The organism is Gilliamella sp. wkB171 (assembly GCF_001693755.1).
Classification (GTDB): domain Bacteria; phylum Pseudomonadota; class Gammaproteobacteria; order Enterobacterales; family Orbaceae; genus Gilliamella; species Gilliamella apicola_F.
The window spans coordinates 50,341-75,541 of record NZ_LYST01000021.1 but is presented as its reverse complement, the minus strand read 5'-3'; the positions used below and the strand labels follow the sequence as shown (position 1 = coordinate 75,541).

At 35.0% G+C, this 25,201-nt stretch carries 15 protein-coding genes; 11 read left to right on the top strand and 4 right to left on the bottom strand.

The annotated features are described in order from the left end of the window. Position 1: 1 nt before the first annotated feature. The 7 genes from A9G03_RS01940 to A9G03_RS01910 all read left to right on the top strand — a co-directional run bounded on the left by A9G03_RS01940 (position 2) and on the right by A9G03_RS01910 (position 10,036). The gene (locus A9G03_RS01940; protein WP_065798288.1) at positions 2 to 724 is read left to right on the top strand and encodes a C40 family peptidase; all 723 of its coding nucleotides are present in this window, start codon (positions 2 to 4) and stop codon (positions 722 to 724) included. After that, positions 714 to 1,331, top strand: a complete 618-nt coding sequence (locus tag A9G03_RS01935; RefSeq protein WP_065798287.1) for a tail assembly protein — start codon at positions 714 to 716, stop codon at positions 1,329 to 1,331. Before A9G03_RS01940 ends, A9G03_RS01935 begins: the two co-directional genes overlap by 11 nt. Before the next feature lie 7 nt (positions 1,332 to 1,338). Beyond that, entirely contained in the window at positions 1,339 to 5,253 is a 3,915-nt protein-coding gene (gpJ, locus tag A9G03_RS01930) for a TipJ family phage tail tip protein (protein WP_065798286.1), read from the top strand. Positions 5,254 to 5,299: 46 nt separating this feature from the next. Then, positions 5,300 to 6,556: a pyocin knob domain-containing protein gene (locus A9G03_RS12635; RefSeq protein WP_218837059.1), complete on the top strand. Its 1,257-nt coding sequence runs from the start codon at positions 5,300 to 5,302 to the stop codon at positions 6,554 to 6,556. A 1-nt stretch (position 6,557) separates the two neighbouring features. Next, complete coding sequence (locus tag A9G03_RS01920; RefSeq protein WP_065798285.1) at positions 6,558 to 7,088, top strand: tail fiber assembly protein; 531 nt, start codon at positions 6,558 to 6,560, stop codon at positions 7,086 to 7,088. Between the two features lie 505 nt (positions 7,089 to 7,593). After that, the gene (locus tag A9G03_RS01915; RefSeq protein ID WP_065798284.1) at positions 7,594 to 8,994 is read left to right on the top strand and encodes a hypothetical protein; all 1,401 of its coding nucleotides are present in this window, start codon (positions 7,594 to 7,596) and stop codon (positions 8,992 to 8,994) included. 28 nt (positions 8,995 to 9,022) lie between these two features. After that, the gene (locus tag A9G03_RS01910; protein ID WP_065798283.1) at positions 9,023 to 10,036 is read left to right on the top strand and encodes an SPFH domain-containing protein; all 1,014 of its coding nucleotides are present in this window, start codon (positions 9,023 to 9,025) and stop codon (positions 10,034 to 10,036) included. Positions 10,037 to 10,441: 405 nt separating this feature from the next. On the opposite strand, the gene A9G03_RS01905 is transcribed toward A9G03_RS01910, so the two are convergent. The 3 genes from A9G03_RS01905 to A9G03_RS01895 all read right to left on the bottom strand — a co-directional run bounded on the left by A9G03_RS01905 (position 10,442) and on the right by A9G03_RS01895 (position 16,033). Next, positions 10,442 to 11,968 carry a glycoside hydrolase family 43 protein gene (locus tag A9G03_RS01905; protein ID WP_065798282.1) on the bottom strand — a complete coding sequence of 509 codons (1,527 nt, stop codon included), beginning with the start codon at positions 11,966 to 11,968 and terminating at the stop codon, positions 10,442 to 10,444. 42 nt (positions 11,969 to 12,010) lie between these two features. After that, positions 12,011 to 13,396: a glycoside-pentoside-hexuronide (GPH):cation symporter gene (locus A9G03_RS01900; RefSeq protein WP_065634656.1), complete on the bottom strand. Its 1,386-nt coding sequence runs from the start codon at positions 13,394 to 13,396 to the stop codon at positions 12,011 to 12,013. A gap of 1,224 nt (positions 13,397 to 14,620) precedes the next feature. Next, positions 14,621 to 16,033, bottom strand: a complete 1,413-nt coding sequence (locus A9G03_RS01895; RefSeq protein ID WP_218837058.1) for an EmmdR/YeeO family multidrug/toxin efflux MATE transporter — start codon at positions 16,031 to 16,033, stop codon at positions 14,621 to 14,623. A 363-nt stretch (positions 16,034 to 16,396) separates the two neighbouring features. On the opposite strand from A9G03_RS01895, the gene A9G03_RS01890 reads away from it, so the two are divergent. From A9G03_RS01890 to A9G03_RS01875, 4 genes are all read left to right on the top strand, one after another. Then, positions 16,397 to 17,356, top strand: a complete 960-nt coding sequence (locus tag A9G03_RS01890) for a phospholipase D family protein (RefSeq protein ID WP_065798281.1) — start codon at positions 16,397 to 16,399, stop codon at positions 17,354 to 17,356. A 161-nt stretch (positions 17,357 to 17,517) separates the two neighbouring features. Beyond that, positions 17,518 to 18,237 (top strand): epoxyqueuosine reductase QueH, encoded by a 720-nt coding sequence (locus tag A9G03_RS01885; RefSeq protein WP_065798280.1) that lies wholly within the window; start codon positions 17,518 to 17,520, stop codon positions 18,235 to 18,237. A gap of 292 nt (positions 18,238 to 18,529) precedes the next feature. Then, the gene (locus A9G03_RS01880) at positions 18,530 to 22,804 is read left to right on the top strand and encodes an acyl-CoA dehydratase activase-related protein (RefSeq protein WP_065798279.1); all 4,275 of its coding nucleotides are present in this window, start codon (positions 18,530 to 18,532) and stop codon (positions 22,802 to 22,804) included. Between the two features lie 556 nt (positions 22,805 to 23,360). Then, entirely contained in the window at positions 23,361 to 23,624 is a 264-nt protein-coding gene (locus tag A9G03_RS01875; RefSeq protein WP_065634652.1) for an HPr family phosphocarrier protein, read from the top strand. A gap of 114 nt (positions 23,625 to 23,738) precedes the next feature. On the opposite strand, the gene A9G03_RS01870 is transcribed toward A9G03_RS01875, so the two are convergent. Next, positions 23,739 to 25,100 (bottom strand): APC family permease, encoded by a 1,362-nt coding sequence (locus tag A9G03_RS01870; RefSeq protein ID WP_065634651.1) that lies wholly within the window; start codon positions 25,098 to 25,100, stop codon positions 23,739 to 23,741. Between the last annotated feature and the right edge of the window lie 101 nt (positions 25,101 to 25,201).

Here is a 25,201-nt window from a genome sequence, read left to right as displayed (position 1 = left end):
TATGAGACAAAAATTATTAGATGCCATAAAAAATCATGCAGAGAGTCAATACCCAAATGAAGCCTGTGGATTGATTATTGATACGGGTAAATCACAAAAATATGTTCCTTGTCAGAATATTTCTGATAATCCTAAAGAGCATTTTTTGATTGCTGTAGACGAACAATTACAAGCCGAAAAGTTGGGCGAAATTATCATGATTATTCACTCTCATCCTGATGTCGTATCACTAGTGCCGTCTGAATTTGACCGTATTCAATGTGATCATTCAGGTATTGAGTGGGGCATTATATCTGTACCCGATGGTGATTTTTGCACAATATCACCGCGCGTAAATCGAGATTATACCGGACGCCAATGGCTACTCGGGCATGCTGATTGTTGGTCACTGATTATGGATTATTATCAGCGAGAATATAATATTGATTTAAATAATTATTCAGTTCCAAGGCAGTGGTGGGAAAGCGGAACAGAACATCTTTATGATGAAAATTGGCAAGCTGAAGGATTTGTTGCAGTCAACATCACTGAAATGCAAGTTGGCGATATCATCATGATGCGTATTGGTGCGCAAGTGACCAATCATGCTGCTATTTATGTTGGTGACAATCTTATTTTACATCATTTATACGGTCAATTATCGACTCGTATACCTTACGGTAAATATTTTCGAGATAGAACAGTTCGCATAGTACGACATAAGGAGTTATTTCATGCTCAGTAATTTAACACTAAAAGGTGCAATGGCTAAGCAGTTTGGTAAAAATCATCAATATGATGTACAAAATCTTAAAGAACTATTACGCGCACTATGTGCAACGATCAAAGGATTTGAAAAATATATGTGTTCAGCGCATTTAAAAGGTATTAAGTTCGCTTTTTTTGTTGATGGCAAAAATATTGGTATTGATGAATTTGATATTAATGCGAATGGTAAAAACTATACGATTATGCCAGTCACACAAGGTGCAAAAAGTGGAGGCATGTTTCAAATTATTATTGGTGCAGTTGCATTAGTTGCCGCTTTTTTTACAGCAGGGGCAACATTAGCAGCGTGGGGAACTCTTTTGACTGCTAGTACGATTAGCGCAACATCTATTTTAACAGGAATTGGCATTAGCATGATGCTAGGTGGAGTGGTTCAACTACTGACCCCACAGCCCAAATTTAATGCAGGTAAATCATCGAGTTCCGAAAATAAACCTAATTATGGATTTGGTGGGCCAGTGAATACTAATGCTGTTGGCTATCCTGTGCCTGTTTTGCTTGGTGAACGTGAAATTGGTGGCGCGGTAATTAATGCCGGTATTTATTCAGAAGACCAACAGTAGGTGAGTTATGCAATTGATAGAAGGGCAAAAAGGCGGAAGTAAAAAACAACATACGCCATATGAACAACCTGATAATTTACTGTCAAACGCCAAACTTAAGTTGTTATTAGCGTTAAGCGAAGGTGAAATTCAGGGGCATTTAACAGAGCAAGATATTTTTATTGATAACACTCCGCTGGCTAATTTAGATGGTTCTCGTAACTTCAAAGGCGTTAATTGGGAGTTTCGCAATGGCTCGCAGACGCAAGACTATATTCAAGGTATACCCGAAATTAGTAATGAATTGCGAGCTGGTTTCACTGTTAAAGCGGATAAACCGTGGGTGCGTGCATTTTCGAATTTAGATCTGGATGCAGTTCGTATTAAATTGAGTTTACCGGCTCACGTTGAGTATAAGGATAATGGTGATTCAGTTGGTACGGTTACCAAATATGCTATCGAATTATCAACTGATGGTGGTGCTTTTCAAACTGTGATAAATGGGACGTTTCAGGGTAAAACCACTTCAGAATATCAGCGTGATCACCGGATTAATTTACCGAAAGCTATGGATGGTTGGGCTATACGAGTAAGACGATTCACTCCTGATTCAAAATCGAGTAAATTGGTTAATGCATTTGGCGTGTCATCCTATGCTGAAATAATTGATAGCAAACTACGCTACCCAAATACGGCTTTACTTTACATCGAATTAGATGCAAGTCAATTTAATGGTTCCATACCTAAAATTAGTTGTAAAGTTAAAGGTAAAGTTGTTCAAGTTCCTGATAATTACGATCCAGTGAGTCGAACATACATTGGCACATGGACAGGTGGCTTTAAAATGGCTTATACCAATAACCCTGCTTGGCTTGCCTATTACTTAATGCGCGATGAAATAGCAGGAATGGGGTTAAGAATTGATGCCAGCATGCTTGATAAATGGTCTATCTATCAACTGGGTCAGTATTGTGATCAGATGGTATCTGATGGGCGAGGCGGAAAAGAACCACGTTTTGTTTGTAATGAATATATACAAAGTCAGGAAGAAGCCTATACTGTTTTAAAAGATCTGGTGGCTTCATTTCGTGGCATACTATTTTGGGGTAACGATCAAATCTGTCTAACGGCGGATATGCCACAAGATGAACCTGATTTTATTTACCATCCTTCAAATGTTGTTGGTGATTTTACCTATTCAAGTGGTTCATATAAAAATCGCTATACATCATGTTTAGTGGCCTATTCAGATCCGAATAACCATTACTGTGACGATGTTGAACCCGTCTGGGATTATGACTTGATGCGTCGTTATGATGTTAATGTCATGAAGTTAACCGCTATAGGCTGTACATCGCAAGCCGAAGCCCAAAGGCGTGGACGATGGGCTTTGCTTTCAAATGCGAAAGATGAAGTGGTTGCGTTTACCGTCGGATTAGATGGTTATATTCCTTTACCAGCCAGAATTATTGGTATCGCCGATCCCTCACGTTCAGGTAAAGAAAACGGCGGACGAATACAATCAGTTACTGGTCGAAAAATCACACTTGATAGAAAGATAGATTATCAAGTCGGAGATCGTTTAGTGATTAATTTGCCCGATGGTACCGCGCAAAGTCGAACGATTAGATCAATTAGTGAAGATCGGCAAACAATTACGGTGACTGCAAACTATAAAATAACACCTGTCGCTGGAGCAATCTGGTGTATTGACAGTGATAATGTTGCTATTCAATATTTTCGGGTTACCTCAATATCGGCAAGTGAAAATGGTAAATTCAACATTACTGCTGTGGAGCATGACCCCAATAAATTCAACTACATTGATAATGGAATCCGAATTGAGCCTAAGCCAATTACTGTGGTACCGCCGACAGCGGTATCATCGCCAAAAAATATTAGTGTTTTTGAAAGTAGCTATATCTCACAAGGACTGTCTATTTCGTGTTTGAATACTCAGTGGGATGCCGTTGAAGGTGCAACAAATTATATTGCCCAATGGCGAAAAGATAATTCATCTTGGATTAATTTTGGCAAAACTAATGGAACTAACTTTTCCATTGAAGGTATTTATTCGGGTACATATGATGTGCGTGTTCGCGCTGTTAATGCGCTTGATACTTCATCACCTTGGGCATATTCACAATCAAAATTCATTAAAGGCAAAGTTGGAACACCCGAAAAACCTGTCGGCTTTAGCGCAAGTGATGATGTGATATTGGGTATAGATTTAACTTGGTCCTTTCCTAAAGGCGCGAGCGATACCAGCCATACCGAAATTCAATATTCCAACAATGAAAATGAAGAAGATGCAAGATTACTTTCTAACGTTAGTTATCCTAGTTGCAGCTATTCACAAATGGGACTTGCAATTGGTCAAACCTTTTTCTATCGTGCTCGTTTAGTTGATAAAATTGGTAATGTGAGTGATTGGACCGATTGGGTGCAAGGTATTTCCAGTACCAATACCAATGACTTAACCGATCATATTTTTGAGGAAATAAAAGAGACTGACGCATGGAACTCATTAGTAGAACAAACAAATAATAACACCAGCTCTATCACAGACCATACTACTATGCTGGCTGAAAATACACGTTTATCAATCGAAAATGCTAAGTCCATTATTGAAAACGCTTTAGCAAATGATGTTGATTCTCAAAGGTGGCGAAAAGAAATCGGTAATGCTCATGCTGAAATAAAAGAAACGAAAGCTTTGGTTGTAAATGAAAGTGAGGCAACCGCAGTTAAATTGACCGAAATCTCATCAAATCTAAATGGTGCCAATGCTAGTATCAATGAACTTAAACAAACGACTGTAAAACAAGGTGAATCGATTGAGTCTCAAAGTAACATTCTAACGCAATTATCATCATCAATAGATAGTGTAAATTATAGTGTTAAAAATAATGCAACAGCCATTAATCAAATGGATACAAAAGTTACTCAACAAGGTAATGTAATTACTTCACAGGCTAATAGTATTAGCTCAATTAATACCAATATCGGTAATGTGTCTGCGCAAGTTAATGATGTGTCAAAAGCCATCCAAGACACCAATGGTAAATTATCTGCCTACCGCACAATGAAAGTGGAGATTGATAATAATGGAAGGCAGTATGTTTCGGGTATGACCATGGGGGTTGAAAATACCTCAGCAGGCATGCAATCAAATGTTATCTTCTTGCAAGATCGATTTTCAATTATGAATCATGCCAACGGTAACCCTCAAATGGTATTTACCACACAGGGCAATCAGGTGGTTATTAATGATGCAGTTATCGGTAATGGAACAATTACTAATGCAAAAATCAGAGATGCGTCAATTGATAGTGCAAAAATTGGTAATGTCATTCAGTCTGATAATTACCAATATGGGGTTTCTGGTTGGCAATTGTTAAAAAACGAAGGGAAACTCACTGCGGTGAATGCTGATATAACAGGAAAGTTAAAGGCAACATCAGGAGAGTTAAATAATGTTGTAATTAATGAAAACTGTAACATAAAAGGTGTTCTCAACGTTAATCAAATTAAAGGGAATATTGTTTCTGCTAAATTTTTCCAAAAAAAAGTTGGTTTGTACGAGCGTAATCCAAACGAAAATAAATTCGTTATGAGTATTGAAGGTAATGGATTACCGCAAACTTTAGCATTTCTTGGTGACATTAAAATTAATGTATACGACCAATTTTCCAGACCCCAAAATTATATCAGAGGTAATATCCGATTATTATTTAATAACCAATACCCATTTAGTTTAAATGAATTTTATCGTGATGGAAAAATTGAAAATTTATGCCTATCAATTCCTCCGTTTAGTTTAGGTGAACGGATCGATGTATCAGTAACAGTCAATAAACCAGATCAAGGAACATTCACATATATTTTTGGCTTTAATTCAGTGGTGTTGCTGACAAATAACTCTAGCGGGTTTATTGATTAACTAACAAAAATTATTAGATTTTTATATTCAAATTTCGAGGAATACTATGTCTTGGTACAAAACAGGTACAGTAAACGTAACAAATGGCAGTAACATCGTGGCAGGTGTTGGTACACAATGGGCTAATCAGTTATCGGGTGTTTCTGCTGGTAGAATGTTATTGCTACAATCATCAAATCAAATTGAAATCTATGAAATAGCATCTGTTCAATCTGATACACAATTAACGTTAGCTGATAATTATGGAGGAAATACAGCAAAAGGAATAACATATAAAATTCCAACATCGCCAACCATTTCTATTGAACAGTTTGCGTTGGAAATATCATCTTCACTATCATATTATCAAAAACAATTAGACGGCTGGCAAAAAATTCTAACAGGCACGGGGGATATTGAATTAACTGCCCCCGATGGTAGAGTTGTTACGATAAAATCACAAAAAGCTTTAACAGAAGCTGTTAATAATTCCGTAAAAGTAGGCTCGGAATTTCATTATTACGGTTATCTTGGGGTTACGAACATTAGCAACTTTGGAGGTATTCAAAAAGGAGTTTATTGTCAGAATCTTGGCGAATATGCGCTGTTGACGAGGGGGTATCCGATTCAAGATGCTGGCTCATTAGTTATTTATCCAACTTATGCGATGGGTGATCAGGGGTGCGTTCAAGTATACACAACATTCAAAGGGGCACGGCAATTTATACGTAACTATATAGGCGGTTCGTCAAATGGCTACTGGGAGCCATGGGTAGAGCAAATCACAACGACAAATATTGGAAAATACATTCCGATTGGAGATCAACGTTTAATGCCGTTTCGACGTGATGAATTACCATTTGGTTGGTATTTCCGAAATGGCGATAATTACTTATTAAGTTCACCGCAAGGGCAGGTTTTAAATGGTTTATCCATTAATTATAAAAACGACCATCGTATTACGATTAAAACTATAAATGGACAACAATATATTAACGTACCGACAGCGTTTGCATCAGACGGACGAGGTTTTTTTGAGCGAGCGGTGAATGGAACTGCTAGACAAGTAGGTAGCAATGAAGATGATGCTATCCGAGAAATTTGGGGGCATTTTGATTCTGGCGTAGTGGCAAATCACAACGAGTATGCGAGAGGTGCATTTAACGGTACACGAGCAATTAATCCTACAAACGCGGCGTTTTTAACAACTAGAGATTACGAAGTATGGGGGTATGACTTTTATGCATCACGAGTAGTACCAACAGCAAATGAAAATCGCCCACTTAACATTGGTATGACACCTGTAATTTACCTTGGAGTTTGATATGATTAATTATTATTATGATAATACAGATGACCTTAAACCGTACACACATCAATTAGAGTCTAACGACGACACAATGCCACCTGACAATGCGTTACGGATTGCCCCTGAATTTAAAGATGGGTTTTGTCCGTGTGAGCGAGATGGTAAATGGATTTTAGTCGAAGATAACCGCGAAAAAACAGCCTTTAATATAGAAACAAAGGAAGCTGTTAAAATTGACTACCTTGGTGAACTTAAAGCAGGATTTACGTTACTTGAACCATTCGAATTTTGCAAATGGAACGGGAAAAAATGGGTGAAAGATAAAGTAGCTGAAAATAACGCTACCATTGAACAAAATCAAGTTATGAAAAATTCACTAATAAATCAAGCCAATGAAAAAATAGCGGTGCTTCAGGATATTATCGATTTAGGCATGCAAGAATCTAATGAAGAGGAACAGCTAAAACAATGGAAAAAATATCGCATATTATTAACTCGCATTGATGTATCTGATACGAATATTTCGTTTCCAACTAAGCCCGAATAAATTAAACACACACTACCAATGTTTTCCATTCATCTTATCCTTCCTTTACTATAATTAAGCAGATAAGTTCTCTTTTTGCTTAATCCTATAAATTATCTCGCTTTATTTATTCATATTATTGATAATAAAAAATTATTTTTAAATATCAGGGCATCATTCCTTTCAAAATTGGTAGTGTATTATTTGTTATCATTCATTTTTACACTTAAAATTCTCAACTATACTAACAGAATTATTAATTGATTTACTTGATCTCAATTGAGTATCTATTTATCGTTTTTCTTGAATAGCGTTACTTGATTTTGTGATTAATTTTGTCACTTTGTTATTAAAATAAACGTCATTATTATTGTAGAAACTTCATTTGATCTGTTTTACAAATTTGCTGATGAATTAGGCAAGTTAGCGTTAAATTTAAACCTATATTTCAAGTGACACTCCTTTATTTAATCGATAAAATAGTCGATATTTATCCAAAATTAAATAATGATAAGAGTAAATAGGAATGGCAAAGCAAATCAAAATAATTAAGTGCCCAAATTGTGGTAGCATACAAAAAACTGAAATTAAACCCGATCATTATCGTTGTGAAAATTGTCATACTGAATATTTTTTAGATAGTGATGATATTAATGTTAATGTCACTTATGATAATAGACCAACTAATTTAGATAATACGTTTTTGGGTGAATTTAAATTAAAAATAATTGTTATTCTAGGCTGTATTGTGATTGGTTACGTTTGTGTTGTTTTGATCAATATGTTTTTTAAATCGAAGCCTTCTTATGATGCCCCAGCCGCAACTACGCAAATACAACAAAATCAGACTACTACCACGAAATCAGTGTCGGCCAATCCGCAAATTGCGCAAAGTAGTGGTACATTGCGTGTTAATTATAATTTTTGCTCATTAGTTTTAGTCGATAATAAACCTTTTGTGATGGGAATCATTAATCGTTCCAATGGTTTACCCTATGAACAAAACTATTATTTTACTGTGTATGATTTGCTTTCCGAAAAAATTGTGCAAGAAAGCCCAATTGCTAATGTGAAATTTGATAAGTTTGGTAAAGTTAATTGGACTTCATATGACTTTACTAAAGATAAAACCTATCTAGTTGCAAGCAAACGCACTGTTTTTTTACTTGATAAAAAGAATTTTACCCTAACTGATGTGACATCTTCGTTATTGCAAAATTATCCTCAATTTAATAAAGGCATTGCCTCAGTCAATATCACGACCGCACAAGGCGCCGTTGGCCAAGTTTTACATATACTGACTGATGATGGGCAAAAGATCTATTATTTCCCTTTGCAGGATAAAGCTTTTGTTGATAATAATGATTTTTATATGACAATTAAAGATTTTGAGCGGAGTGCAGATGATACCAGTAAACACACTGCTTTTAGCTTTGCCAATAATTATGGTGAGGATTTTAAGTTAATTAAATTTACTTTTATTAGTCCTGATGGTAAAAGCCATTACACTTTTACATCAGCTAAAGTTGGTGATCAAAATACTGATGGTTCTGGCAAGTTTACTGATGCGGCAAACGCCTATAATTACAGTCTTCCTTATTACTATAATCCAAAATATCAACTGGTTTCTCATCAAAACCTTACTCCGGATAGACTTTACTTTAATCCTGAAATTATCTATTTTGACGATAATACATTAATTATAAAAACCAGAACTAGTGCAAGTCCTGATTCAAATTATAATTATCAACGATTGGATATTAATAACGGTAAAGTGATTTGGACATTATCAAGTGATGATATCACCATAAAAGAGATCATGCCTTTTAATGATGGATTTATCATTAAACAGAGTTGCGATAAGTATGCGCAAATAGCTTCTGATGGTACTATCATTAAAAAACTAACTTTAGTAAATGAAAAATAATAAGTATGACTAGTATAAGGAATATGATATGGGATTAGGCAACTTTTTTAAAAGACAACTAAAAACAGTAATAGAGTGGAAAAACCAAGAGCAAAATGTTTTATTTTATGAGTTTCCAACTCCAACTAATGAAGTAAAAAATGCCAGTAAATTAATTATCAATCCAGGACAAGGCTGCATTTTAGTTTATAAGGGTGAAGTGATCGATGTGATGACTAAATCGGGTATTTATGAACTTTCTACATCCAACCATCCTTTCATTACTAACTTAGTTAAAATACTGCAAAGCTTGGAAAGTGAACATAAAATGCATGTGTATTTTTTCCGTTTAGCAAGTTTGGTTAATCAAAAATGGGGTACATCAACGCCGATAAAATATATTGATAGTGTATATCAATTTCCAATTGAACTTGGTGCTTATGGAACCTATGCAATTAAAATTGAACAAGCTCAGCATTTTTTTACCGAAGTAGTAGGTAGTAAATCAGTTTATACCGCAAACGATCTGAGTCAATTAATGATTTCGCGTATCATTCCAACTATCACCTCTCAATTAGCAACGGAAAGTTATTCTTATCAAAATATTGATTCGCAATTGGTTAAATTATCTGACCAAATTAAACATAGTTTGCAAGCTATTTTTGGCAAATTAGGTCTTTTGTTAGAGGATTTTCAAATTGAGTCCGCCACATTTAGTGAAGAGACTTTAGAGCGCATTAGTAAAATAGCTAATTCAAGAACGGATGCATTAGCTGCCAAAGAGGTCGGTTTAGATTATGTCGAGCATGAAAAACTCAAAGCATTACGCGATGCAGCTCAAAATGAAGGAGGACTTGCAGGAGCAGGGTTACAACTTGGTGCAGGTTTAGATTTAGCAAAATCATTTGATTTAAATAAAAATAATGCCACAAATACCGCAGCGTCGGCTAATAATGAACAAATTATTAACCAATTAAAACAGCTCAAACAACTGGTTGATGAAGGTATCTTGACTCAAGATGAATTTAACGCGAAAAAAGCACAGTTATTGGATAAGCTGTAAACTAATACGATAATTACTAAAACTAGCATTTAATTTACCAGTCATTTATGACTAAAATTTAATGCATAACAATATGCATTGGCTACAGGTTATTATTACACTAATCAGTGGTCAATTTATTAATAAATGGTACTTAACGCAGTGTTATTGCTAGCTATTTAAACAGTAGTAATAATGCTTGTTATAAATCGTGATGTTGAGAATAGACTCAGAATTTAAATTAAAAAATATTAGCCATTTATGCTTATTAAGGTTTAATAAATTTTATAACTCAATTATAATTTTTTGTATCATAAAGCTATAAGTTCATCTAACTATATCATTGTTTAACAGTGGTCTAATTTGATATAAATAGGTAATATCAAAAATAGTATGTTTATTGCTGATATTACCTTGTATTGTGATCTATTTGGCAATAATTTCAAAATACTTGAATTTACCTTTACCACTTATTGCTTGTTTTGCTTCGCTGGCAGCAAAAATACCCACTTTCGCGCCAACCCATTTGCCTTTGCCTGCCGCAAAATCACGGCTGATCTTTTGCCACGCTTTATTGGTATCTTGATAATAAAATTGGCAAATACCGTTTAATCCGACCTCAACTTTTAATTGGCAATTCGGTGAATCCAGTTCAGTAATCGTTTCTTGATATTCATCAACTATCCCAGCATCTTTCATCCAACCATATCGATAACATAAAAAATAGTGATTATTTTTATAACAGAGGGTTAGGGCCGCATAACGTTCTCCATAAATGATCAAACCTGCAAAATCACCCGAATTGTTTGGATTGAGCGCTAATGCAGTTTCAGCAGTAAATTGCCATGACGAAAATTTTTGTAATAATAAATTAGGTGCGAAATAGAGTGTTTGCTGTTTGTTATGTATTGGTAGTGGGTAACAATTTAACGTTAAGCCATCGCTCTGTTCTGCAAGCCAATTTTTTTGAGGATTGGCTTGCCATTGCCACTGTAAACCGATTTTACCTTGCTTAAAGTCATCGCTCGTTTGCATGGTATAATCATCTGAATTACAAGTGGTTAATGGTTTTGGATATGACAGGACAGGTTGACCACTATTATCATCGATGGCGGTTCCGATTCTTGGCCAATCATCATCACCCCAGTGCATTGGTTGTAGATGTACGATTCGTCCATATAAATTGGCATCCTGAAAGTGTACAAACCAGCATTGATTATTATCAAGTTCAACCCAGCCGCCTTGATGGGGACCGTTAATAGCGGTTTTACCTTGAAATAAGACATTACGTGCAGTCCAAGGTCCCTCTAAGTGTTGACTACGCAATACGGTTTGCCAACCGGTTTCAACGCCGCCAGCTGGCGCAAAAATATAATACCAACCGTTTCTTTTATAGAGTTTTGGACCTTCAAGTGTTGGCAAGTCGGCTGTGCCATCATAAATAATTTTTCCATCGCCAATTAAAGCCGTGCCATCATTAGTCATACGAAATAGCTGTAATTTATGCTTGATGCCAGAACGGCTTTGTGCAAAAGCATGAACTAACCAAGCTTGACCATCATCATCCCAAAATGGACAAGGGTCAATCCAACCTAATGCGGGTTGGACACAATGAGGTTTGCTCCATTCGCCCCATGGGTTGTCGGTATTGCACATAAATATCCCCTCATCAGGGGTGCTAAAAAACACCCAGAATTTTTGGTCATGATAACGGATTGATGGTGCCCAAACCCCTTTACCTGGTTGCACACAATCATAACCCGGTAAATCAAGAGACGAAAATACATGATTTATAATTTGCCAATTCACTAAATCTTTAGAATGCAAAATCGGCAGTGCTGGCATATGATTAAAGCTAGATGAAACCATAAAGAAATCATCTTTCACTCTGACGATATCTGGATCAGAATAATCAGCACAGATGATGGGATTGTTATAATAATCTGAACGCATATAATTACCTTTTACATTACGTTATTAACGTAACTTTCTATCCTAGTTATTGTTTTCAATATTTTTTTGTCTGGCAAGTAAATCTTGTTGAATTTTTTCCATCATTTTGTCATCTAGTTTATAAAAACGCATAAGCCACCAAAGTAACAAATATGAAAACGCAGGCCCTATAGTTAACAGTCCAATAATGCCCATCGTTGCCAGTGGCGTTTGTACTTCAACACCAGCTTGATAACCCAATAAGCCTAAGCAAATACCAACCAATGCGCCCGCAATTGCCATACCTAATTTAAGTGCAAATAAGTTTCCAGAAAAAGACAAGCCTGTTGCGCGTCGACCAAATTTCCATTCACCATAATCGGCCGCATTTGCCATCATATTCCATTTAAATGGTTGATACATTGAATGGAAAAAGCCGATTAAAAAATAAAGAGGAAACACCACTGCTAACCAAACCGGCGGAATAAAAAACATAATCACGCCAATGGCAAATAAAATTAAATTGATATTTTTGAATAATTGAATCGCGGTAAAACGTTTAGCAAAATATCCGGCAGCCATCGCACCTAAAATAGTACCGATTACAGAGGTTGACACAAAAGCAGACTTCATAGCCGTTCCCGCTGCCGAACTAATACCGCCCATCATTAAATAAGTTGCATAATAGAGTGTTGCTGAACTACGCATTACGCCAGCCATGCTTGAAAAGAACGTAATAATGGCAACAATGCACCACTGATCATTAGCTAAAAGGCATTTTAAATCTTTTTTTATGCTGACATTTTTATCTTCAATTGGTGTCACGCGTTCTTTGGTTGTTGCAAAGCAAAACACTAACATTGCAATAGCAATAACACCCATCACAGCCATTGTCATTTGAAAGCCTAGTTGCTTATTCTCTTTACCAAACCAATCTACCAAAAATAGAGTACCAATTGATACCATTAATCCAGCCGCTGATGAGATGGTAAAACGAAATGATTGTGCAGAAAGACGATCTTTTTCATCACGAGTAATGACTCCACCGAGTGCACAATAAGGAATGTTAATAAAGGTATAGCAAAGCATCAACAACGCATAAGTAATGTAGGCATATAAGAGTTTACCGGAGTAACCAAAGTCAGGTGTAGTATAGGTCATGACTGCAAGTACAGCGTAGGGAATGGCAAACCAAATTAACCAAGGTCGAAATCTTCCCCAGCGAGTTTTAGTTCGATCTGCTACCATACCGGTAATAGGATCGATAATGGCATCAAAAATTCGTGTTGCTAAAAACATGATCCCGACTGCAGCAGCTGATAGTCCATAAATATCGGTATAAAAGTAGGTCAAAAACATGGTGACTGATGAATAAACGATTCCACATGCTGCATCACCCATTCCAAAGCCTATTTTTTCCATGACTGATAATCTTTTATTATCCATCATTATCTCCTTATAATTATATAAACACACTGTTTTCTAAACAGTTTTTAAGCATATTTGTTTCTATTTCGAATTATTGAAAATAAACAACGATGGATTGAGTGTATAAAATTCATTATCAAAACAATATTATGATTTTGCGTACTGAAATTACGATATATGGTTAATGTGATAAATATCACAAATTTTATTGTGATATTTAATTATCTAGCGAATGATAAAAAGTAAAGCTATGGAAAATCATCTAATAACTAATTGAGTAATTAAAGGAATAATCGCGCTTTTTTAACGCTATCCATCCTTGAAAAGTTAGTTATTACAAAAGTTAATTAGTATAAATTTATGCTATTACAATTTTGGGACATTATATTAATGTGAAAAAATTTAGCTGTAACGATGCCTTGTGATTTAAAGTGAACCAATTTTAAGGCTTAACTAAATTATCTTCAAATTGACAAACGACAAAAAATTTTTTGTCCATTTCTTGCTTGTAATAGATAATATGTTTTCAGTCGCTTCATCGCTGTGTGTTGAATAGTTGTTTTCGACATAGTTATTTACAAGCCAAAAAATCCAGCCGGTAATTAATTTATTTTTTATTACTTAAAAAAGCGTTTTATTCAATGTATTTCGCTTAACAATAGCAGGATTTTTATGTCTGCATTTGATTAGGGATTGAAATATTGGGATTTTTTTATAGGCCTATGATGCTGTTAATTTTGAAAACTGTTGTTAATGTGCTCATAGTCGAAATGGTACCAAGATATAAACACAATTTGATATTGCTATGATAACTCAACGTTAATTGATGTCTGCCATACAATACTTCGGATATTATTCGCAAAAAAAGGGGTATTCATTGTGCTACGTTACTAACAATATTTTGCTGGATTTTGATAATTTAAGTATATAAATTTGGTGGACTACTGATAAATTTATGACTCACGCAAATCCCAATAACTGTATTGGATTTAGGTTGTTATTAACATGATGAAAATAAAATAGTAACAATATGTGTGATGAAAAAAGTTATTTAATCAAAAAATGATTTATTTAAAACGATAACTTATGCTACCTTTGAACAGAGTTTTACTAGTGGTTAATAACAAATTTTTGATTACAAAATTTAAATACCTTTAGCTGATAATTATATAGTCGATAGTTAAATCCTAATTAAACCACCCGTTATCATGAACAATTAAAATAGTTCAATTAGAAAACTTATAGTTAATTGTGTTTTTGATGTCGCCATAGCCATTTACCACTGACTAATCGATAGTAGAAAAATATACTTCTAATGATCCAATCAAGAAACATTCCAAACCACACGCCAATCACACCAAAGCCAAAATAGACACCAAATAGATACCCAACAACAATTCGGCACATCCACATACTACCGATTGCGACCCACATAGTATAACTGGCATCTTTGGCACCTTTAAACCCATAAGGTAACACAAAAGAAGAGGCCCAAAATGGGGTAAATAGAGCATTTAACCACAATAAATGTTTTGATATTTGGATAACTTCAGGATCATTTGTGTAGAGTGAACTAAGTAGGCCTGCAAAGGGCATTGTCACAAATGCAATCAAACAGAGTAATATATTGGTAAACTGAAAAATAAATTTTAGTTGTCTGGTTGGTTGGTAGATTTGCCCCATACCAAGGCGTTTACCAACAATAATGGTTGAGGTTGCTCCTAAAGTCCCTCCCGGCAAATTAAGCAGTCCTGCAATTGAAAATGCGATAAAGTTAGCGGCAATAGTCGATGTGCCCATACCGGCAACAAACGTTTGCGTCAGTAATTTGCCAACATTAAACATAACTGATTCAACACTAGCTGGAATACCGATGCTGAGAATATCAATCAAAATTTTAGCATTAAATGAATGGAAGTAACTTCTAAATGGAATAAATAGTGCTCGACTTGGCTTAATAGTTAGTACTAATAATATAAAAAACATACCACAATAACGTGAGGTGGTCAGACCAATGCCAGCACCGATAAAACCTAAACCTTGCCAACCGCCTATACCATAGATAAGTACATAACTAATCGAGATATTCAGAATATTCATAATGATGTTTAGGTACATTGGCAGTTTGGTATTGCCTGCGCCTCTTAATGCACCACATCCCACTAAAATAAACGCTAAAGCTGGGTAACCTAAAACTGTTAGCCTAAGAAAAGTTAATGTCAGATTTTTAACTTCGGGATCAGCTTTTCCAGCAATGATATCAACAATCCAATAGCCCGAAAATTCGACAAAAACAAATAGTAGCACGGATACTAATACCAATAGGGTAATGGATTGTCTGGCGGCGAAAACCGCTTTTTTACGATTATGACGACCTAAGCTAAACGCAACGACTACAGAGGTTCCTAATGCTACTGCCATAAAAAATGACATGATAATCATATTAAAGCTTTCAGCTAAACCGACAGCTGCCATTTGTGCTTTACCTATCCAGCTAACTAAAAAGGTACTAAAAATACCCATCAATATCACTGAAAGATTTTCTATAAAGATTGGCATAGCTAATGGGTAAATTTCACGCCATAGTAGTACACTATTTGAATGTCTTTTTTTATATAATTGCAGGTTTTTTAAACGGTTAATGAGTTGAACATTCAATTGGAAGCCTAAATCTTATAACTGAAAATTATTGTGATAATTATAACTCCTTTATTGAACAAAAATGAATGCGTGTTTTAAAAAATAACATAATAATAAAACTAACTTTTATTATATTGACGCTAAAAAGAATTAAATGCATGCTTGGATTAAGAAAGCGATATTTTTAATATGTTATTTTTTTCATCTTTTATACTATTTTGATGACTGGAGATGTAATAACAAATAGTGTAGCTGTTAATCAGTGTTTACTATTACTGATAACGGTTACCGATTTATTTCTTGTTCATTGGCAGTTAAAGTTTGGTAGTCTTGCTAGTTTTAGGGTAAAGCGTGTTAAGTCGAAAAAAGATAAGGAAAAGTATGAAAATTCTTCATAATGATGATTTAAAAAATGCATTATTAAAAAAGGGCAATAAAAAAATTAGCATTGTTTCTGCTTTTGCCAGTCATACTGAAATGATAGTAGAACGGTTACTTGAAGATAACAATATCGAGTTGGAACTGATTATCAGCACCATTGATGCTTTTAACTCGATTGATTTTATTAAGTTTTGCCAGCAAAAAGCGCAAAATTGTGATAAATTTAGTTTTTATGTCGATTTTCGCTATAATCAGAGTATCCATTGGAAACTCTATTTGATTCAGCCTGAAACAGAGCCAGAAAAGGTGATTATTGGTAGTGCAAATTTTACTAACACAGGTATCGGTCTTACTCGTGACACATGTGTAATGATACAAAACAAAAAACTGTATGCAGATTATTTAGTTGATGTCGAACAACTCAAACAATTACCAGAAGTGGTAAAGTCAAGTGATCAAAAATTTGATCGATATTTACAGAATTATAAAACCCTACATCAAAGTATTACAAAAGCATCAATTCCAACTTTAGCCAATTATTTAGCAATAAATCCACTGATTGAATTAGGACTTTTGGTTTGGGATTCTTATCTAAGCGATGAGGATGAACAAGTGGCTGAAGAAGTCGTCGCCAGAGAGCATCCAACTATAAAATTTGATATGAACCGCGATTGCTTACTAGTTGAAAAAGAATATGAAAAGGATTTTAGCGTAAATCAGCTAATTTTATGTATGAATAACCAAGGTAAAGAGATTGAGTTTTTTTATTGTCTAGGCATCTATCCTAGCCAATCGCAAAAAGATGTGTTTCTTTTTAATTTTTCAAAAAAAGCCATTCGTCCATTTAAATTAAGTCGATCACTCGAAGCAGCATTGGCAAAGCAAGCGGCAAGCTGGTGTAAAAGCAATAAGCATAAGTTAACTTATGAAGATCTATTAGCACTATGCGAAAATAGTTAACAAATATTGAACTCACTTTAGGTAATAAATTTGCCGGAAAGTTTAAGGAAATATATGTGTTTCAGTATAAAAACTGGTGTGTTTATCTTGACGTAAATCTATAACGCTATATTATAGCGACCAATAATGACTACTATCATCAAAATAATAAATGAGTCCTCATGTTAATTAATGCGAAAACAATTCTTGATAAATTAAATCCACATAATAAAGTTAATTATGATTCCGTTTTAAAAGAAGTCATTGCCGATTGGGAGTCTGGTGCGGTTCGTCCTAAATTATTAATTCACAGCTGTTGTGCGCCTTGTAGTACTTATGTGCTGGAGTATTTGGCACAATATGCGGATATTACTATCTATTTTGCTAATTCTAATATTCATCCACGCGTTGAATATGAATATCGAAGTGTGGTGCAACAAAAATTTATTGCTGATTTTAATCAAAAGACGGGAAATAACGTGCAATTTTTAGAAGCACCTTATCAGCCAGCAGAGTTTATTAAGCAGGTTGGTCATTTGCGAGATGCCCCCGAAGGCGGTGAGCGTTGCCATATTTGTTATAAAATGCGTTTAGATTTGGCGGCAATTAAGGCGCAAGAGTTAGGATTTGACTATTTTGCTAGTGCATTGACGCTCAGTCCTAAAAAGAACAGTCAAAAAATTAATGAATTAGGATTTGAGATCCAAGAGATCTTTTCTGTTAATTATCTCCCTTCTGATTTTAAAAAGAACAATGGCTATAAACGTTCTATTGAGTTATGCAAAGAATACGATGTTTATCGTCAATGTTATTGTGGCTGTATTTTTGCTGCTAAAGCTCAAGGTGTCGATTTAAAAAATGTGATTACCATTGCTAAACAAGGTTTAGAAAAAGCGCTTTAAGCCGTTGCAAACTCATTAGATTACTGATTATTTTATATTTGTTATGACCTGTATTTGTATGATATGGGTCAGATTCCGATTAGTTTTAGACAAAATTACAAATCACATCAAGCCTTCTTGAGATAAATTATTATTGTGTATTACTTTTGTTTTAGGGGATTTTTTATCCATCCCTATTAAAAAGAACCAAGAATTGGTTATAATGATTTATATAAAAATAAAATTAATAATTTGAGATTTATTACATATCTTGTAATAAATTAAATCTAAATTAATAAGATGTGAGTTTATTATGTCAAAAATATATAGGCTCGGATTGGATGTGGGTTCAACTACAGCAAAATGCGTTGTGTTAGATGAGCATGACAATTTTGTTTATACCAATTATGTGCGCCATAATACGCATATCGTGGCAACAGTACTTCAATTGCTGAGTGAAATTAAACAGAAGCTTGGCGATGATATACGCCTTTCCGTAAAAGTGACGGGTTCTGCTGGGATGGGCATTTCCGAAAAAGCCGATATCGCTTTTATTCAAGAGGTGGTTGCGGCATCGGAAGTGGTACAACGCAAATATCCTGAAGTACGAACGTTGATAGATATTGGTGGTGAAGATAGTAAGATGATCTTCTTTTTTCCTGATCGACCACCCGATATTCGAATGAATGGTAGCTGTGCAGGGGGAACCGGCGCATTTATCGATCAGATGGCAACTTTGCTTAATACGCCTGTTCAGCAGTTTGATGCGCTTGCTCAAAATCATGACCAAATTTTTCCTATCGCTTCTCGTTGTGGTGTTTTTGCCAAAACTGATGTCCAAAATTTAATTAGCCGTAATGTCTCGAAAGAAAACATCGCTTATTCGGTTTTACATGCCGTGTGTATTCAGCTAGTCAACACCTTGGCTCGTGGCTATGATATTGTGCCAAAAGTGATGTTAATTGGTGGTCCTTTCTCATTTATCCCAACGTTAGGTAAAGCAGCACTAAATACGTTAAAATTAACGGATGATCAGGTTGTTACCACTGATCATCCGACCTTACTTTCCGCTTGGGGGGCGGCAATTCATATTATTGAGCGAACCGAGCTTTCGTTGACAGATTTTATTGCACGATTAAATGCTTCTACTCAAATTAAAGTTAATGAATCATTTAGATTAAAACCGCTGTTTAATGAGTCGTTGTCATTTGATAATTGGAAAAAGAAGCGCAAATATATCGAAATTGCTAGATGCAATTTAGCCGATTATCAAAAACAGAATGCTTTTTTAGGCATTGACAGTGGCTCTACTACCACCAAAATTACGCTTGTTAGTGAAGACAATGAGTTGTTATTTACACATTATGCACCAAACAATGGCCAGTCGATTAGCGCTTTAATTCATGGCTTAACTAAATTAAAAGATGAAATTACTGCATCAGGTAAAGAGATTATTATTGCTCGCACAGGTGTGACCGGTTATGGTGAAGAACTATTAAAAGCCGCTTTTGCTATTGATGACGGTTTGGTCGAAACCATGGCGCATTTTGCTGCGGCTAAACATATCGATCCTGATGTCAGTTTTGTGATGGATATTGGTGGTCAAGATATGAAAGCCATTTTTATTGCTAATGGTGTGGTTAATCATATCGAATTAAACGAAGCATGTTCATCGGGTTGTGGATCGTTTATTGAGACTTTTGCCAAATCACTTAACTCTAATACTATTGATTTTGCTGATGCCGCGTGTAAATCTTCTAATCCATGCGATTTAGGTACACGCTGTACTGTTTTTATGAATTCTAAAGTGAAGCAGGCATTGCGTGAAAATGCCACCATGGGTGATATTTCGGCAGGACTGGCGTTTTCTGTGATTAAAAATGCCATTCATAAAGTGCTGAAACTGCATGATATGCGTAAACTGGGTGATCATATTGTGGTGCAGGGCGGTACTTTTAAAAATCCTGCAGTATTTAGAGCATTAGAACAGTTAACTGGTGCGCAAATTACCAGTTCTAATATTCCTGAGTTAATGGGGGCTTATGGGGCAGCGTTGGTCGCTAAAAACCATTATCTAGCGCAACCTACAGCTTCGCAATTTATTGGTTTAGATAATCTGCACAAAGCTGAAGACAATAAAGCTAAACCGTCTCGCTGCAAAGGTTGTGAAAATAAATGCGATATTATCATCTATCGATTTGCCAATGGTCAACGTTACTATTCGGGTAATAAATGTGAACGTTTTTTAAGTAATAATCAATATCGCGATAATAGCTCGTTTAATATGTTTGATTATAAAAATGATCTTTTATTTAAACGAACTAATGTGGTTAATGCCGATGCTAAAATTAATATTGGTATTCCTCGTGTATTAGGACAATATGAAAACTTCCCTTTTTGGCATACATTATTGACACAAAGTGGTATAAACGTGACACTTTCACCTTTTTCGACACAAAATATTTATGAAAAAGGGGCTGGAACGGTAATGTCTGATAGCATTTGCTTTCCGGCAAAATTAGTGCACGGTCATATCATGGAGTTGATTGAGCAGAAAGTCGATCGTATTTTTATGCCGATGGTTGTGTTTGAATCAGCCCAGTTTGACAATGCTGTGAATAGCTATAATTGTCCAATTGTCAGTAGTTATGCTGAAGTGATCCACAGTGCGATTAATCCCGAAGAAAAATTTAACATACCATTAGATTATCCAGTTATTAACTTTACCAATAGTAAGTTACTTAGAAAAGGCTGTATCAATTATTTAACTTCGTTAGGTATCGACAAGAAAGTTGCCAACAAAGCGTTTGAAGCTGCATTAATCGCGCAAGCTGAGTTTAAACATGATTTATACAGCAAAGCGGTTGAAGTACTCAATAATGCCAAACAAACCGGGCGCTATGTCTTTATTTTAGCTGGACGACCTTATCATAGTGATAGTTTAATTAATCATAAAACACCAGAAATTTTAAATGCGCTCGGCTGTGATGTCATTACCGAAGATTCGGTATTAGGTGCCATTAATCAATTATCGCCAGAACTGCAAATTTGTTCGCAATGGAGCTATCCAAACCGTTTATATGCTGCGGCTTCATTTGTTGCACAGCAACCGAGTAATATTCAATTTGTACAACTCAATTCATTTGGTTGTGGGCCTGATGCGATTGTCACTGATGAGTGTAAAGCAATTTTAGAATCGAAAGGGAAAACTTGCACGATTATTCGTGTAGATGAGATCACCGCAACGGGTTCTGTCCGTTTACGCTTACGATCGATTATCGAATCAATTCGTATGAATCAACATCAACCATTGAAAACCGTAGAACGTAAAAAAACGGCAGTTTTCAGTAAAAAGGATAAACAGCGTCGTACTATTTTAGCGCCATTTATTTCTGATTTTTATTCACCATTGTTACCGCCGATTTTTGCATTATCAGGTTATAAGCTAGAAACTTTGCCAAAACCAGATAAAAGTTCGGTTGAATGGGGATTAAAGTACTGTAATAACGAAATTTGCTACCCTGCAACGATAATTGTTGGCGATGTGATAAAAGCGTTACGATCAGGTAAATATAATCGTGATGAAGTGGCAATCGGTATTACGCAAACGGGTGGACAGTGTCGAGCGAGCAGTTATCTATCATTGATCAAAAAAGCCATGATTAGTAATGGTTTTGAAGATGTGCCGATTGTGTCACTTAGTACCGATAATATGAATGCAAGTGAACAACCTGGCTTTAAAATTAATTGGCTTAAAACTTTGCCAACTACTTTTTTTGCTATGCTATTTGCTGATTCACTATCGAAAATGTATTACGCAGTCGCACCTAGAGCCAAAGTAAAACAACAGGCTAATCAACTCAAAGAGCTGTATCTTAGAAAGCTAGAGCAGCTACTTAATGAGCAGAAAGGGCATAAAGCGATTTATGCGTTATTGGCGCAAGCTGTTGAGCATTTTAATCAGGTTGAAACCGTCAATAAAGATTGCCCACAAATAGGGATTGTTGGTGAAATCTATGTAAAATATAACAGCTTTGGTAATCAGCATAGTGTCGAATGGTTAGTCGATCAGGGGATTGAGCCAGTAATTCCACCCATGATTGAATTTTTTGCTCAAGTGTTTGTCAATTATGACAGTAATATTGATAATCATCTTTTACCAAAAAGTTATCTATCATCTTTACTGTTCTTTTTTGAAAAAGTGGCTCAACGCTATATTAATAAAACTAATCAAATTTTATCGCATTTTAAATATTATCAACCGTTTCATAATATTCGTGATATCGCTAAAAAAGCCGAGCAAATTCTTAATTTAGCCAATCAATTTGGCGAAGGTTGGTTGATTCCTGCCGGTATTATGACTTTTGCTGAATATGGCATTAATAATGTTATTAGCTTTCAACCGTTTGGTTGTATTGCTAATCATGTGGTGTCAAAAGGTGTTGAAAAACGGATGCGTGATTTTAATCCTAAGCTCAATTTGCTCTATTTGGATTTTGATGACGGCGCCGGTGAAGTCAATGTACTCAATCGTTTGCATTTTATGGTGAGTTCGTTAAAGTATACACAATTGCAAAGAATTGTTTAATAGATATAAACAAATTGTTATTAAGGGCTTTAGGTATTAAATGAAGCCCTTATTAAGCATTCAAAACTAGAAATACTTTAGTTTTATTCTATTTAAAATCGTTATTCGTAACTGTCTGTGATAAAACGATGCCTCATTATTATGACGACACTTTATTTAGATAAAGTGTCTTTTTTCAATTGTTTTAATTTCAATTATCGTGTAAAAATGAACAAATAGCTTTAATACAATCATTTGTATAGCTCTATTTATGGAGCTCAAAAGCATTGATTATTTATGTTGATATTTAAAATTCTGGCAAAAATATAATTTTAATCGATATACTACTTAGTCTAATCGTTTCTCTTTTTTGATATATTGAATTTAACAAAATACTAAAACACAGATAAGCGTACAATTTCGCTATATAATTAGTATAAATTTTAGCTGATCATCGTATAGTTAATTTTTTAATTTTTTATCAAAATTTGTATGCAAAAAAAGAGCAAAATAACTCAATTTATGATATAAATACCATTCATTGTATTAATGTAAAGATATAAATAAGGACTTTAGTATGTTAAAAGAACAAATGGTAGTAAAAAATTCAACTGGTCTTCATGCTCGCCCTGTTACCACGCTTGTTAAATTAGCAGGTCGTTACAAATCATCAATTGAACTTGTTTATAATGACAAAGCAATCAAATTAAAAAGCATGATGGGATTACTTGGTGCTGGCGTTAAAGGTGGTTCAACTGTTGAAATTATTTGTGATGGTGAAGACGAACAAGCCGCAATGGATGAAATTCGTGAATTATTTGCTAGTGGTTTTGGTGAGTAATCGGTTAAACAAATAGTCACGATTACAAGATTATTATTCCGTCGACTTAGGTCGACGGAGTTGTTTTAAAAGGGCAGTAACTAGATACTTTAAAGTAGACCAATTTATAAGAACTTAATCTTTGATGATTGAATTTAATTCATGATGATCAATCGATGGCAATAAAGCAGTAAAGCCTTTAGTTAGATAAAGTAGATAGAAAAATCCAATTGCTAACCAAACTAAACCAACAATCATCGCTGTCGCATCAAGGCTGGTCCATAGCCATAGTGAAAGTAAAACACCAATTGCAGGCAATAATCCATATTTAAATAGCAGTAATACTGTTTTCGCTTTTGAATCACCTAAGTAACTTTTAATCACGCATAAATTGACAAAAGTAAAAGCCACTAATGCACCAAAGCTTATCATCGAAACCACTAAACTAAGATCTAATACTAGCGCTAACAATGAAAAACAGGCGACAAAAATAATCGATAAATAAGGGGTTCTATAACGAGGATGAATTTTATAAAAGATTTTTTTAGGCAAAACACCTTCACGTCCCATCGCATAAAAAATTCTTGATACACTGGTTTGCGCTGTCATGGCTGATGCAAAAACACCAGTTAAGTATGCAGCTTGGAAGAAGTTATACATAAAATTACCGCCTAATTGGCTTATATCACCCACTCGACGAACGACGACTAAACTGGCTGTATCTTTATTATCTACAAAATCTGTCCACATAGGATAAGCTAGATGAGCACAATACGATACAACGAGAAAAATACAACCAGCAATTAGGACTGTCCAGATAATTGCTCTTGGTAATGATTTTTGTGCATCGTTAGATTCTTCGGCTAAAGTTGCTATGGCATCAAAACCTAAAAAGGCAAGACATAATATTGCCGCTCCAGACATTAAGCCACTAAAATCTCCAGCATTAACTTGCAGAGGTTTCATCATTGCTTCAGGAGTAAGATTAACATTAGTTAAAGTTAAAAAGATAAATAACCCTATAAAAATCATTTGTACAATAATCAATGTAAAGTTTACAGAGTTAATCAGCTTAATTCCCAAATAATTTAAAAAGCTTACACTGATTAATGAACCCAATACAAAAACATAAGCAGGAATGCTTGGAAATGCTTCATTCAGGTAGATGCCTAAAACCAAATAATTCAATATTGGTAAAAATAGGTAATCAAGGATTTGTGCCCAACCCACCAAAAATCCAACTTTTCCACCAAAAGTATGTTGTACATACGAGTAGGCGGAGCCAGCAATCGGCAGTTTATTTGCCATTCGACAATAACTCAATGCTGTGAAAAAGATCATGGCAAGGGTGATGATGTAGGCTATAGGTAAGTGACCATTACTATCAACAGTGACTTCCCCATAAGTGGTAAAGATCCCCAAAGGAACCATATAAGCTAAACCAAATGCAATTAATGCAGGTGTGGTTAAAACTCGTTTCATTTTTATTGCGGACATGACTTTGCTCCTCTGTCCCAAAAAACAATAAAAAACTACTAAGTATAGTTTTGCCTTTTTACCCGCTCAAAGCGGCAAGGAATTCTGCCACATTATCATAA